This window comes from Mesorhizobium sp. M7A.F.Ca.US.005.03.1.1 (assembly GCF_003997975.1).
Taxonomy (GTDB): Bacteria; Pseudomonadota; Alphaproteobacteria; order Rhizobiales; family Rhizobiaceae; genus Mesorhizobium; species Mesorhizobium ciceri.
In genome coordinates, this window is the sequence record NZ_RZRO01000102.1 from 1 (window position 1) to 14,229 (window position 14,229).

General features: G+C 61.8%; 14 protein-coding genes and 1 tRNA gene. All 15 read left to right on the forward strand.

The genetic code is table 11. The features are described from left to right. The first annotated feature begins 460 nt into the window (after positions 1-460). A complete protein-coding gene (gene rpsL, locus EN990_RS29100) occupies positions 461-832 on the forward strand; it encodes a 30S ribosomal protein S12 (RefSeq protein WP_006333356.1) in 372 nt (123 codons plus the stop codon). A gap of 76 nt (positions 833-908) precedes the next feature. Continuing rightward, positions 909-1,379 carry a 30S ribosomal protein S7 gene (gene rpsG, locus EN990_RS29105; RefSeq protein ID WP_008875664.1) on the forward strand — a complete coding sequence of 157 codons (471 nt, stop codon included), beginning with the start codon at positions 909-911 and terminating at the stop codon, positions 1,377-1,379. A gap of 29 nt (positions 1,380-1,408) precedes the next feature. Continuing rightward, the gene (fusA, locus tag EN990_RS29110; protein ID WP_013531421.1) at positions 1,409-3,499 is read left to right on the forward strand and encodes an elongation factor G; all 2,091 of its coding nucleotides are present in this window, start codon (positions 1,409-1,411) and stop codon (positions 3,497-3,499) included. Positions 3,500-3,598: 99 nt separating this feature from the next. Further along, positions 3,599-4,774, forward strand: coding sequence for an elongation factor Tu (tuf, locus tag EN990_RS29115; protein ID WP_013531404.1), 1,176 nt, complete (start codon positions 3,599-3,601; stop codon positions 4,772-4,774). Between the two features lie 153 nt (positions 4,775-4,927). Further along, positions 4,928-6,568 (forward strand): hypothetical protein, encoded by a 1,641-nt coding sequence (locus EN990_RS29120; protein WP_127369798.1) that lies wholly within the window; start codon positions 4,928-4,930, stop codon positions 6,566-6,568. Between the two features lie 102 nt (positions 6,569-6,670). Beyond that, entirely contained in the window at positions 6,671-7,153 is a 483-nt protein-coding gene (locus EN990_RS29125; RefSeq protein ID WP_024505637.1) for a group II truncated hemoglobin, read from the forward strand. A 29-nt stretch (positions 7,154-7,182) separates the two neighbouring features. Continuing rightward, positions 7,183-7,734: a putative glycolipid-binding domain-containing protein gene (locus EN990_RS29130; protein WP_063168072.1), complete on the forward strand. Its 552-nt coding sequence runs from the start codon at positions 7,183-7,185 to the stop codon at positions 7,732-7,734. Between the two features lie 80 nt (positions 7,735-7,814). Beyond that, a tRNA-Trp gene (locus tag EN990_RS29135) sits at positions 7,815-7,890 on the forward strand. Positions 7,891-8,284: 394 nt separating this feature from the next. Further along, positions 8,285-8,488, forward strand: coding sequence for a preprotein translocase subunit SecE (gene secE / locus EN990_RS29140; protein ID WP_013531408.1), 204 nt, complete (start codon positions 8,285-8,287; stop codon positions 8,486-8,488). Positions 8,489-8,515: 27 nt separating this feature from the next. Next, on the forward strand, positions 8,516-9,043 hold the full coding sequence (gene nusG, locus EN990_RS29145; RefSeq protein ID WP_013531409.1) for a transcription termination/antitermination protein NusG: 528 nt from the start codon (positions 8,516-8,518) through the stop codon (positions 9,041-9,043). 158 nt (positions 9,044-9,201) lie between these two features. Next, on the forward strand, positions 9,202-9,630 hold the full coding sequence (gene rplK / locus EN990_RS29150; RefSeq protein ID WP_013531410.1) for a 50S ribosomal protein L11: 429 nt from the start codon (positions 9,202-9,204) through the stop codon (positions 9,628-9,630). Between the two features lie 4 nt (positions 9,631-9,634). Next, positions 9,635-10,333 (forward strand): 50S ribosomal protein L1, encoded by a 699-nt coding sequence (gene rplA, locus EN990_RS29155; protein WP_013531411.1) that lies wholly within the window; start codon positions 9,635-9,637, stop codon positions 10,331-10,333. A 393-nt stretch (positions 10,334-10,726) separates the two neighbouring features. Then, entirely contained in the window at positions 10,727-11,245 is a 519-nt protein-coding gene (gene rplJ / locus EN990_RS29160) for a 50S ribosomal protein L10 (protein ID WP_013531412.1), read from the forward strand. Between the two features lie 54 nt (positions 11,246-11,299). Beyond that, positions 11,300-11,677 (forward strand): 50S ribosomal protein L7/L12, encoded by a 378-nt coding sequence (gene rplL / locus EN990_RS29165; RefSeq protein ID WP_013531413.1) that lies wholly within the window; start codon positions 11,300-11,302, stop codon positions 11,675-11,677. Between the two features lie 252 nt (positions 11,678-11,929). Beyond that, the coding region (gene rpoB / locus EN990_RS36345) for a DNA-directed RNA polymerase subunit beta (RefSeq protein WP_245469221.1) at positions 11,930-14,229 on the forward strand (2,300 nt) is incomplete at its 3' end.

Here is a 14,229-nt window from a genome sequence, read left to right on the forward strand (position 1 = left end):
GGGTTTTGACTGCTCATGCGGCCTTTTCGCATGAAGCAAGGCCGCGCAACAGCGCAAACCCATTCACTTTGCCTGAAGGCTTGTCACTTTCTTCCTCGCTCTTGCAAAAATGCGAAAGAAAATTACATGCGGTTTTCGCATGGCTGCCAAGCCTTGGTCGGCGCGCAATATTTGGTGCTCCGGGCTTGACGGTCCGCGGTCTTACGGGTAGAAGCCGCCCAGTCAGAACCGATGTGAGGCTCTCCCTTCCGAAGCGACACGCTTTGGAGTTTGCCTCAAACAGGGTTCGTTTTACGAGCGAAAAGACATTTCCGGCGTGCACGAAGCGGCTTCCGCTTCCTCTGCCTTTTGTTCGGGCAAGACCGCGAGGCGCGGTTTATGGCCCGAATTTGCGTATGGAAATGACGCTTTGAGCGGCCCTGACCGGGCGAGACACGGAATTGAGAGACAAGAGGGTTTAATGCCTACCGTCAACCAGCTGATCCGCAAGCCGCGCATTGCGCCGGTGAAGCGCAACAAGGTCCCGGCCATGCAGCAGAACCCGCAGAAGCGGGGCGTCTGCACGCGCGTCTATACAACGACGCCGAAGAAGCCGAACTCGGCGCTGCGCAAGGTGGCCAAGATCCGCCTGACCAATGGTTTTGAAGTGATCGGGTACATCCCCGGCGAAGGCCACAACCTTCAGGAACACTCCGTGGTGATGATCCGCGGCGGCCGCGTCAAGGATCTTCCGGGCGTTCGCTACCACATCATCCGCGGCGTGCTCGACACGCAGGGTGTGAAGAACCGCAAGCAGCGCCGTTCGAAGTACGGCGCCAAGCGCCCGAAGTAAGGGGCGTCCGAAGTAAGATTTTCCGGCCTTGGCGCTCCTTGAGTGCGTCGGGCTATGAGATTGAGAGACAAAAGCCATGTCGCGTCGTCACAGTGCAGAAAAGCGTGAGATCAATCCGGACCCGAAGTTCGGCGATCTGATCGTCACCAAGTTCATGAACGCCGTCATGTATGACGGCAAGAAGTCGGTCGCCGAGACCATCGTCTACGGCGCGCTCGACCAGGTTCAGTCGAAGACCAAGCAGGAGCCGGTCACCGTCTTCCATCAGGCGCTCGACAATGTCGCGCCGCATGTGGAAGTGCGTTCGCGCCGTGTCGGCGGCGCCACCTACCAGGTTCCGGTCGACGTGCGCCCCGAGCGCCGCCAGGCATTGGCCATTCGCTGGCTGATTGCTGCGGCCCGCAACCGCAACGAGACCACGATGGTCGACCGCCTCTCCGGCGAGCTGATGGACGCGGCCAACAACCGCGGCACCGCTGTCAAGAAGCGTGAAGACACCCACAAGATGGCTGAAGCCAACCGCGCTTTCGCGCACTACCGCTGGTAAAGCGCGAACGAGACTGAGAGGCAGCTACGATGGCCCGCGAATACAAAATCGAAGACTACCGCAATTTCGGTATCATGGCGCATATTGACGCCGGTAAGACGACGACCACCGAGCGCGTCCTCTACTACACGGGCAAGTCGCACAAGATCGGCGAAGTCCACGACGGCGCTGCCACCATGGATTGGATGGAGCAGGAGCAGGAGCGCGGCATCACCATCACGTCCGCCGCGACCACGACCTTCTGGAAGGCTCGTGACGGCAAGATGCACCGCTTCAACATCATCGACACCCCCGGCCACGTCGACTTCACCATCGAGGTCGAGCGTTCGCTGCGCGTGCTCGACGGCGCCATCGCGCTGCTCGATGCCAATGCCGGTGTTGAGCCGCAGACCGAGACTGTCTGGCGCCAGGCCGACAAGTATCGCGTTCCGCGCATGATCTTCTGCAACAAGATGGACAAGATCGGCGCCGACTTCTATCGCTCGGTCGAGATGATCGGCTCGCGCCTCGGTGCGCATGCTGTTGTCATGCAGCTGCCGATTGGCGCCGAGACCGAGTTCAAGGGCGTTGTCGACCTCGTCGAGATGAACGCGCTGGTCTGGCGCGACGAGACGCTGGGCGCTGCCTGGGATATCGTCGAGATCCCGGACGACCTCAAGGCTCGTGCCGAAGAATACCGCGAGAAGATGATCGAGGCTGCCGTCGAAATGGACGAGACGGCGCTTGAGAATTACCTCGAAGGCAAGATGCCGTCGAATGACGAGATTCGCGCGCTGATCCGCAAGGGCACCATCGCGGTCAAGTTCTACCCGATGTTCTGTGGCTCGGCCTTCAAGAACAAGGGCGTGCAGCCGCTGCTCGACGCCGTCGTCGAATATCTGCCGTCGCCGGCCGATGTTCCCGCCATCAAGGGCGTCGATGCCAAGACCGACGCCGAGATCGAGCGTCATGCCGACGACAACGAGCCGCTGTCGATGCTCGCCTTCAAGATCATGAACGACCCGTTCGTCGGTTCGCTGACCTTTGCGCGCATCTATTCGGGCAGGCTCACCAAGGGCATCTCGGTCGACAACACCGTGAAGGGCAAGAAAGAGCGCATCGGCCGCATGCTGCAGATGCATGCGAACTCGCGCGCCGACGTCGAAGAGGCTTTTGCCGGCGATATCGTTGCTCTTGCCGGTCTCAAGGACACGACCACCGGCGACACGCTGAGCGATCCGCTGCATCCGGTCATTCTCGAGCGCATGGAATTCCCCGATCCGGTCATCCAGATCGCCATCGAGCCGAAGACCAAGAACGACCAGGAAAAGATGGGCCTCGCCCTTCACCGCCTGGCCGCCGAGGATCCGTCCTTCCGCGTCAAGACCGACGAGGAAAGCGGCCAGACCATCATTTCCGGCATGGGCGAACTCCACCTCGACATCATCGTCGACCGCATGCGTCGCGAGTTCAAGGTCGAGGCCAATGTCGGCGCACCACAGGTGGCCTATCGCGAGACGATCACCCGCAAGCACGAGCAGGACTACACGCACAAGAAGCAGACCGGCGGTACCGGTCAGTTCGCTCGCGTCAAGATCCTGTTCGAGCCGAACCCCGATAGCAGCGAGTTCGAGTTCGATACCAAGATCGTCGGCGGCGCCGTGCCGAAGGAATACATCCCTGGTGTCGAAAAGGGTATCAACAGCGTCATGACCTCGGGTCCGTTCGCGGGCTTCCCGATGATCGGCGTCAAGGCGACCCTCATCGACGGCGCTTACCACGATGTCGACTCCAGCGTTCTGGCCTTCGAAATCGCCGGCCGCGCCTGCTTCCGTGAAGCAGCACCCAAGCTTGGCGTGCAGCTGCTCGAGCCGATCATGAAGGTCGAAGTCGTGACGCCGGAAGACTATGTCGGCAGCGTCATCGGCGATCTGAACGGTCGTCGTGGCCAGATCCAGGGTCAGGAAGCACGTGGTGTCGCCGTGGTCATCAACGCGATGGTGCCGCTCGCCAACATGTTCAAGTATGTCGACAACCTGCGCTCGATGAGCCAGGGCCGTGCGGCCTACACGATGCAGTTCGATCACTACGAGCCGGTCCCGACCGCAGTGGCCCAGGAAGTCCAGAAGAAATACGCGTAAGGGTTCCTTAGCCATCGACGTCGCGTCTCTTGCGCGGTGCCGGATCTGAAGAGCGAATAACAATTTCCCCCAAGCGGGTAGAATAGACGGAGAACGATTATGGCCAAAGGTAAATTCGAGCGTAACAAGCCTCACGTGAACATCGGCACGATTGGCCACGTCGACCATGGCAAGACGTCGCTGACGGCGGCGATCACCAAGTATTTTGGCGAATACAAGCGCTACGACCAGATCGACGCTGCCCCTGAAGAGAAGGCGCGCGGCATCACGATCTCGACGGCTCACGTCGAATACGAGACGGCCAACCGCCACTACGCTCACGTCGACTGCCCCGGCCACGCCGACTATGTGAAGAACATGATCACCGGCGCCGCGCAGATGGACGGCGCGATCCTGGTCGTGTCGGCCGCCGACGGCCCGATGCCGCAGACCCGCGAGCACATCCTGCTGGCCCGTCAGGTCGGCGTGCCGTCGATCGTGGTGTTCCTGAACAAGGTCGACCAGGTCGACGACGCCGAGCTGCTCGAACTGGTCGAGCTCGAGGTTCGCGAGCTTCTGACCAAGAACGAATTCCCCGGCGACGACATTCCGATCGTCAAGGGTTCGGCTCTGGCTGCTCTCGAAGACTCGGATAAGAAGATCGGTGAAGACGCGATCCGCGAGCTGATGGCTGCGGTCGATGCCTACATCCCGACGCCGGTCCGTCCGCTCGACAAGCCGTTCCTGATGCCGATCGAAGACGTGTTCTCGATCTCGGGCCGCGGCACGGTCGTGACCGGCCGCGTCGAGCGCGGCGTGGTCAAGGTCGGCGAGGAACTCGAGATCATCGGCATCCGTCCGACGACCAAGACGACCTGCACGGGCGTGGAAATGTTCCGCAAGCTGCTCGATCAGGGCCAGGCTGGCGACAACATCGGCGCGCTGCTGCGCGGCGTTGATCGTGAAGGTGTCGAGCGCGGCCAGGTTCTGGCCAAGCCGGGCACGGTGAAGCCGCACAAGAAGTTCGTGGCCGAAGCCTACATCCTGACCAAGGACGAAGGTGGCCGTCACACGCCGTTCTTCACCAACTACCGTCCGCAGTTCTACTTCCGCACGACCGACGTGACCGGCATCGTGTCGCTGCCGGAAGGCACCGAGATGGTGATGCCGGGCGACAACATCACGGTCGATGTCGAGCTGATCGTGCCGATCGCCATGGAAGAGAAGCTGCGCTTCGCTATCCGTGAAGGCGGCCGCACCGTCGGTGCCGGCATCGTCGTCACCATCAAGGAATAACCGAGCCCGGCATTCGCCGGATCGACAAGAAAGGGCGGTCTTCGGGCCGCCCTTTTTGTTTGCCGGGCTATCGGCTGCCGCCCCGTCGGCCGAACCCTGTTGCAAGGCTCTGGACCTCGTCTAGTATAGGTTGCATCAAGGGGCTTTTTCCAAATGGTTCCAAGGCGGTATTTTCATCGTCGGGCATTGTGGCCGCTGGCTCTGACCTGGCTGATTGCGTTGCTTGCCACAGGCCCGGCAGCCTTCGCGGCGGATGCGGCGCCGGATCTTGGGCCGACGATGCGGTTCGGCATTGTCCGCAGCAACGCAGCGGGGTGCGAGCCGATCTGTCCGGAATGGATATCGGCCGAGGGCTCCATAGAAGCCGGAACTCCGGCGCTCTTCAAACGCATGCTGAAGACGCTTGGCGGGCGGAAACTGCCTGTTGTCGTGGATTCTCCCGGCGGCAATGTCGAGGCGGCGCTGACGCTTGGCCGGCTGATCCGCAAGAACAAGCTCGATATCGCCATCGGCAAGACGGTGTTTTCCAGCTGCCAGCCCGACGCGAAGGGGTGCCAGGACCGTGACGCCCGCTACTTCGGCGATGTCATCGACTATGGCGCCATGTGCAATTCCGCCTGTCCTCTGATGTTTGCCGGCGGCATCAGGCGAGTGGCTGGCGAATGGGCCTATCTCGGCGTCCATCAGATCACCACGACCTACATCCGCACGAAATTGCAATACCGGACCACCTATCGGATCGTCGGGGGCAAGAAGAAGATCCTCAACACGAAGATCGTCAGCCGCAAGAACGCCGGCAGCTACAAGACCTACGAAATGAGCAAGTCGGTGGAGAAAAAGCTGGCGGCCTACCTGGACCAGATGGGCATCGAACAAAGCATGCTCGAAACGATGAAGGGCACCCCGGCCAGCGAAATCCACCAGATCGCCCTCGATGACATGCTGGCGATGAAGCTGGTCACCAGCACGGACGCCGTGGGCCTGTTGACCGCGGCGAGCCTGTGCGAACCCGGCCGCCTGGCCACGAATTGCCGGGAAGTGCCGGGGAACAAGCCTGATGGCCTGATGGCGACCGCGGCCAGGCCTACTCCGCCAGCGATCGAACCCGAGGCGGCGCGGCGCGATGAAGACATGCGCTTCGTTGTCGTTCGCGGCACCAATCCGCTCTGCAATCCAGACTGCCCGGAATGGATCTCGGCGGAAGGCGCGATCACCCCCCAGACCCCGCAGAAGCTGCGCCAGCTGCTCGCCACGCTCGGCAAACGGCAACTGCCTGTCGTGATCAGCTCGAAGGGAGGCGATCTGTTCAGCGCCCTGGCGGCGGGACGGCTTATCCATGAAAAGAAGCTCGACGTCGCCGTTGGCCGCACCGATTTCGTCGGCTGTGACCCAGGAGCGTGGAATCGCCTGGCCAAGGAGGGCGCCTATGCCGGGCTGAGCATCGATGCGGGCGTGGAGTGCGATTCGGCCTGCGCGTTCATGCTTGCCGGCGGCATCAGGCGGCTTGTCGGTCCCCAGGCGCGACTTAGCCTCTACCCGATGGGGCAAAAGCTGATGGTCAAGGCTTACCTGGAGGAGATGGCGATCAGTTCCGCCCTGTTCGCGGCGATCGAGCGGCGCTCGGTCGAGCGCCGGCTGGAACCCGACATGATGCTGAAGGTTGGCCTGACGACGAGCCTGCAATCGGTCGACGCGCTGACCGGCGCCACCATTTGCGAGGCGGTGCCAAGACCCGAGAATTGCCGGATCCGGCCTTCCGCCAATGCCGAGGCTGACGCGCCGGCCAAATTGTAGTGGGCGACGGAGCCCGAAACTGGCCATCGAGGCAGGTTGAGCCGCTTTCGATTTTTCCGCTATCGTCGCTGCTGGCGGCTTCAGGCAAGCGGAGGATCGAGAATGGGCCAGGATATCCCGACACTCTACGAATGGGCCGGCGGCAGCGAGGCCTTGAACCGGCTCACCCAGACCTTCTATGACAAGGTGGCGCAGGACCCGATCGTCGGGCCGGTGTTCAAGACCATGTCGCCGGATCACCCCGCCCATGTCGCGGCCTTCATCGGCGAGGTTTTCGGCGGACCGAAGACCTACAGCGAGCAGTTCGGCGGCCACCGCGAGATGGTCATGCACCATCTGGGCAAGCATCTGAGCGAGGAGCAGCGCCGCCGCTGGATCAGCCTCCTGGCCGATGCCGCCGACGCGGTCGGCCTGCCTGACGATCCGGAATTCCGTTCGGCCTTCATGGGCTATGTCGAATGGGGATCGCGCCTGGCCAAGATGAACTCCAATCTCGGCGAAACCTGCGATCCGCAGACGGAACCGATGCCGGCCTGGGGCTGGGGTGTGCCGGGCGGCCCCTATCAGCCACCGGGTACAAACTAGCGTCCAGTCGCCATGGAGGTGTTGGGCTGATGCCGGAAGATGTGAAGATCATACGTTGGCGCGAGTGGGACGGACCGGGTCTCGAACATTTGGTGCTGCAGGAGCGGGCAGGGGAGGTCTCGGCCGACTCTGTCGCAGTCTGCTCCGGGCAAACGCCTTTTGCCGTCCGTTACCGCATCGTTTGCGATGTCGGCTGGCACGCCAGGCGTGTCGTTGTCGATATGATCGGTAGCGGCCGCACGCTTGTTCTTGCCGCCGATGGCGATGGTCGCTGGACCAGGGACGGCCTGCCGATGCCGGAGCTCGACGGCATTTTCGATCCCGACCTGACCATCACGCCGTTCACCAACACGCTGCCGATCCGGCGATTGCAACTTTCCGCCGGGCAGAGTGCCGAGATAACCACTGCCTTCATCGACTTCCCCGCCCTCACGGTCGTCGCCAACCCGCAGCGCTACACATGCCTCGAAGAGGGCAGGCGATATCTCTATGAATCGCGCGCCAGCGACTTCAGGCGGGAACTTGAAATCGACCGCAACGGGCTGGTTGTCGACTATCCCGATTTCTGGCGCAGAGGTTAAGGCGTGTTTGCATGCAAACCGCTCTTTACAGAGCGTGCGGAAGCTTTTAGGAAGCGCCTGCTGCGCCGACATGCGCACGTACGGGCATAGCTCAGTTGGTAGAGCGGCGGTCTCCAAAACCGCAGGTCGTAGGTTCGAGCCCTGCTGCCCGTGCCATTCCCTGAATGGCATTCAACCCAATGTCTCGCCGTTTCGGAATGGCGTTCAAAACGATATTTCCATGGTCCGGCCTTTGAAAATCGGCAACCCGCTTGCCATATAGGGTCGATTGGGGCATAAGAGCGCCATAGCCGGGACGGAACGACTGGATGGTTCCGAGGCGGTGTTTGGTCATAAAGCGGAGACTTGCCACTTGCGTGGATCAAGAATCGGTTTTATGTAGACGAAACAGACACGCGACGCGTGGAGCTGGGAAACCGGCTTTACGCGTCTGATTTGCATGGGCGAAATGATTGCGCTGATTCGGCGCGAAATTCGCTCAGGCGGCACGTCCCGGCCAGCGGGATCATCCAGGAGACCCGGCCAACGGGTCTTGAAGACAGAGCGGCATATGGCTTCGAAAACCACAAATCCTTTCGTCTTTCTCCAGCAGGTTCGCGCGGAGACCGCCAAGGTGACTTGGCCGTCGCGGCGCGAAACGATGATCTCGACGGTGATGGTTCTGGCCTTCGCAGTGATCGCGATGATCTTTTTCTTCACCGCTGATCAGCTCATGGGCCTCGCGGTCGAACAGATTCTGGGCATCGGACGCTAAGTCCGGCGATTACGGAGAAGTCTTGAAATGACCGCGCGCTGGTACATCGTCCACGCCTATTCGAACTTTGAAAAGAAGGTCGCCGAGGATATCGAGAACAAGGCCAAGCAGAAGGGCCTGTCTGCCGACATCCACCAGATCGTGGTTCCGACCGAGAAGGTCGTCGAAGTTCGCCGCGGCCGCAAGGTCGATGCCGAGCGCAAGTTCTTCCCGGGCTATGTGCTGCTGAAGGCCAATCTGACCGACGCCGTGTTCTCGCTGGTCAAGAACACGCCGAAGGTCACCGGCTTCCTGGGTGACTCCAAGCCGGTGCCGATCACCGAGGCGGAAGCGCAGCGCATCCTGAACCAGGTCCAGGAAGGCGTCGAGCGGCCCAAGCCCTCGGTCACGTTCGAGATCGGCGAAGCGATCCGCGTTTCGGATGGTCCCTTCGCGTCGTTCAACGGTTTCGTCCAGGAAGTGGACGAGGAGCGGGCGCGGCTCAAGGTGGAAGTTTCGATCTTCGGGCGCGCCGTGCCTGTCGATCTGGAATTCGGGCAGGTCGAAAAGGGCTGATCCGAAATCCCTGAAGCCGGTTTGGCGATCAGGGGAGGCGGCGCGGAAGCGCGGCCTGAGAACGGTGGGAGACGAATGCGGCTTTAGCCGGCCGCATGGATCGCACCACCAGACTGCAACCGCCGGCATGACCGGCATAGACAAAGGCAGGAAAAGAGATGGCTAAGAAAATTGCAGGCCAGCTCAAGCTCCAGGTGAAAGCGGGATCGGCTACGCCGTCTCCCCCGATCGGCCCGGCGCTTGGTCAGCGTGGCATCAACATCATGGAGTTCTGCAAGGCGTTCAACGCGCAGACCCAGGAAATGGAAAAGGGATCGCCGGTTCCGGTTGTCATCACCTACTATCAGGACAAGTCCTTCACCTTCGTCATGAAGACGGCGCCGGTGAGCTACTTCCTGAAGAAGGCGGCGAACCTGACCTCTGGTTCCAAGGAGCCGGGCAAGGTCAAGGCCGGTACGGTTTCGCGTGACAAGGTCCGCGAGATTGCCACCGCGAAGATGAAAGACCTGAACGCAAACGACGTCGAAGCGGCCATGCGCATGGTCGAGGGCTCCGCCCGCTCGATGGGTCTGGAAGTGGTGGGCTAAGATCATGGCAAAGATTGCAAAGCGTGTATCGAAGACCCGCGAAGGCATCGATCCCAACAAGGCTTATGCCCTGGGTGATGCGCTGAAGCTGCTCAAGGACCGTTCCTCGGTGAAGTTCGATGAGACCATCGAAGTCGCCATGAACCTCGGCGTCGACCCGCGCCATGCCGACCAGATGGTCCGCGGCGTGGTCAACCTGCCGAACGGCACCGGCCGCTCGGTACGTGTCGCCGTGTTCGCCCGTGGCGACAAGGCCGACGAAGCGCGCGCTGCCGGCGCCGACATCGTTGGTGCCGAGGATCTGGTCGACATCGTCCAGAAGGGCACGATCGATTTCGATCGCTGCATCGCCACGCCGGACATGATGCCGCTGGTCGGCCGTCTGGGCAAGGTGCTCGGCCCGCGCGGCATGATGCCGAACCCGAAGGTCGGAACCGTCACCACCGACGTTGCCGCCGCCGTCAAGGCGTCCAAGGGCGGCGCCGTCGAGTTCCGTGTCGAGAAGGCTGGCATCGTCCATGCCGGCGTCGGCAAGGTCTCGTTCGACGTCAAGGCCCTGGAAGAGAACATCCGCGCCTTCGCCGATGCGGTGACCAAGGCAAAGCCGACTGGCGCCAAGGGCAACTACGTCAAGAAGGTGTCGGTCACCTCGACGATGGGCCCGGGCCTCAAGCTCGACGTCGCGACGCTTAACGCGTCCTGATACGAACATTTGGATCGGCCGGCAAGCGGCTGATCCGCAAGTGAATTCCGGACCTCCGACTTGTCGGCGGCCCGGTACCGGAAGCCGAAAGGTTTCCGGACATCCTGTCCGAGATTGCAGGCGGCCCAGAAGCCTTAATTCGATTTGGGCCTGCATGAGACGGGTGAAGACCGGACAACGGAGCGATTGCTCCAATGAAAGGTTCGAACCGTGTTTGCCTTTTGTCTGCGCATCGCCGGCTTGACTGTCGATGTGGCGAAAGGGGGCAGGATCCTCGAGCGTCGTTCGGGAGATCCGTTACTGGATGGCCCGGCCGACAAAAGGCAACCCGACGCCTGTCCTCGTCAATGGGATGTTCCCGTTAACAGGATTGGGGTCAACTGGAGATAGGCAGTGGACAGAGCGGAAAAACGCGAACTCGTCACGGGCCTGAACGGTGCGTTCTCGAACGCAGGTTCAGTGGTCGTGGCCCACTACGCCGGTATCACCGTCGCGCAAATGAACGACCTTCGGTCGAAAATGCGCGCTGCCGGTGGCACCGTCAAAGTCGCGAAGAACCGTCTCGCCAAAATCGCTCTTCAGGGCACGGACTCCGCATCGATCATCGAGCTGTTCAAGGGACAGACGCTGATTGCTTATTCGGAGGATCCGATTGCGGCGCCGAAGGTCGCGTCCGATTTCGCCAAGGGAAATGACAAGCTCGTCATTCTCGGCGGCGCAATGGGCACCACCTCGCTCAATGCCGACGGTGTGAAGGCACTCGCCACACTTCCGTCGCTCGATGAGCTGCGCGCCAGGCTGGTTGGCATGATCGCCACGCCGGCAACCCGGATCGCCCAGATCGTCAATGCGCCAGCGGCCTCGGTCGCGCGCGTCATCGGCGCTTACGCCCGGAAGGACGAGGCGGCATGAGGCCGTTCCTCGCTATCACAAACACACGTTCGAACCTTATGAAGGAACACAACAATGGCTGATCTCGCAAAGATCGTAGACGACCTTTCGAAGCTGACCGTCCTCGAGGCGGCCGAGCTGTCGAAGCTTCTGGAAGAAAAGTGGGGCGTTTCGGCTGCTGCTCCGGTGGCGGTTGCCGCTGCTGGCGGCGCTGCGGCCGCTGCTGCTCCGGCCGAGGAAAAGACGGAATTCGATGTCGTCCTCACCGACGCAGGCGCTCAGAAGATCAACGTCATCAAGGAAGTCCGCGCCATCACCGGTCTTGGCCTCAAGGAAGCCAAGGATCTGGTTGAAGCGGCTCCGAAGCCGGTCAAGGAAGCCGTTTCCAAGGCCGACGCTGACAAGTTCAAGGCCCAGCTGGAAGCAGCCGGCGCCAAGGTCGAACTGAAGTAAGCGTAAAAGCGGCGGGCGGCCTCGCGCCGTCCGCCACTCCCTTCGCCCGAAGGGAGAGCGCGTAACGCGAGATTTTGCGAGAACCTCTTTCCTGAGGGCCGAAAACCGGCCTTCAGGAAACGGGTTTTCTCCCGTTCTAGCCGGCCGCCGACAGGCGCCGGGAAAACAGACAGAGGGTTGCCGCCAAGGTGGCCCAGTATGCAAGGCGAGCCGCGGCGAGGCTCGTCCCGAGTTTAGAGCTAAGGAGCGACGATGGCCCAGACCCAGACTTTCAATGGCCGCAGACGCGTACGCAAGTTCTTCGGAAAGATTCCGGAAGTTGCGGAGATGCCGAACCTGATCGAGGTTCAGAAGGCATCCTATGACCAGTTCCTGATGGTGGCGGAGCCCAAGGGTGGGCGTCCGGACGAGGGGCTGCAGGCCGTTTTCAAGTCGGTCTTCCCGATCTCCGATTTTTCCGGCTCCTCCATGCTGGAGTTCGTGAAGTACGAGTTCGAAGGACCGAAATTCGACGTTGACGAATGCCGTCAGCGCGACCTCACCTATGCCGCGCCGCTCAAGGTGACGCTGCGCCTCATCGTGTTCGATATCGACGAGGACACCGGCGCCAAGTCCATCAAGGACATCAAGGAGCAGGACGTCTACATGGGCGACATGCCGCTCATGACCTTGAACGGCACCTTTATCGTCAACGGCACCGAGCGCGTCATCGTTTCGCAGATGCACCGTTCGCCGGGCGTCTTCTTCGACCATGACAAGGGCAAGTCGCACTCGTCGGGCAAGCTTCTGTTTGCCGCGCGCGTCATCCCGTATCGCGGTTCGTGGCTCGACATCGAGTTCGATTCCAAGGACGTCGTGCACGCCCGCATCGATCGCCGCCGCAAGATTCCGGTGACGTCGCTGCTGATGGCGCTCGGCATGGACGGCGAAGAGATCCTGTCGACCTTCTACAACAAGATCACCTACAAGCGTGCCGGCGACCATTGGCGCATTCCGTTCAACGTCGAGCGTTTCCGCGGCCTCAAGGCTGTCGGCGACCTGGTCGATGCCGATACCGGCGAAGTCGTCGTCGAGGCCGGCAAGAAGATCACCGCACGCCAGGCACGGGCGCTTGGCGAAAAGGGTCTGAAGGCGATCAAGGCGACCGACGAGGACCTGCTCGGCAACTATCTGGCCGAGGACATCGTCAACTACGCCACCGGCGAGATCTTCCTCGAGGCCGGTGACGAGATCGACGAGAAGACGCTGAAGGTGCTGCTCGGCACCGGCGAAGAGGAGATCAAGGTTCTCGACATCGACCACGTCAATGTCGGCGCCTATATCCGCAACACGCTCAACGTCGACAAGAACGAGAGCCGCCAGGACGCGCTGTTCGACATCTATCGTGTCATGCGCCCCGGCGAGCCGCCGACGCTCGAAACCGCCGAAGCCATGTTCAACTCGCTGTTCTTCGATAGCGAGCGCTACGATCTGTCGGCCGTCGGCCGCGTCAAGATGAACATGCGCCTCGAGCTGAAGGCCGAGGACACCGTGCGCGTGCTGCGCAAGGACGACATCCTGGCCGTGGTCAGGACGCTGGTCGAACTGCGCGACGGCAAGGGCGAGATCGACGACATCGACAATCTCGGCAACCGCCGCGTGCGTTCGGTCGGCGAGCTGATGGAAAACCAGTACCGCGTCGGCCTGCTGCGCATGGAGCGCGCGATCAAGGAGCGTATGTCCTCGATCGAGATCGACACGGTCATGCCGCAGGATCTGATCAACGCCAAGCCGGCGGCTGCCGCCGTGCGCGAGTTCTTCGGTTCCTCGCAGCTGTCGCAGTTCATGGACCAGACCAACCCGCTGTCGGAGATCACCCACAAGCGCCGCCTCTCGGCGCTTGGACCGGGCGGTCTGACCCGCGAGCGCGCCGGCTTCGAAGTGCGCGACGTGCACCCGACGCATTACGGCCGCATCTGCCCGATCGAGACGCCGGAAGGCCCGAATATCGGTCTGATCAACTCGCTGGCCACCTTCGCACGCGTCAACAAGTACGGCTTCATCGAGAGCCCGTACCGCAAGATCGTCGACGGCAAGCTGACCAATGACGTCGTCTATCTCTCGGCGATGGAAGAGGCCAAGCACCATGTTGCGCAGGCCAACGCCGAGCTCGACAAGAACGGTGGTTTCGTCGACGAATTCGTCATTTGCCGCAGTGCCGGCGAAGTGATGATGGCGCCGCGCGAAAACGTCGATCTGATGGACGTGTCGCCCAAGCAGATGGTGTCGGTGGCCGCGGCCCTGATCCCGTTCCTGGAAAACGACGACGCCAACCGCGCTCTGATGGGTTCGAACATGCAGCGCCAGGCCGTGCCGCTGGTGCGCGCCGAGGCGCCGTTCGTCGGCACCGGCATGGAGCCGATCGTCGCCCGTGACTCGGGCGCCGCCATCGGCGCCCGCCGCGGCGGCATCGTCGACCAGGTGGACGCGACGCGTATCGTTATCCGCGCCACCGAAGATCTCGATCCGGGCAAGTCCGGCGTCGACATCTACCGGTTGATGAAGTTCCAGCG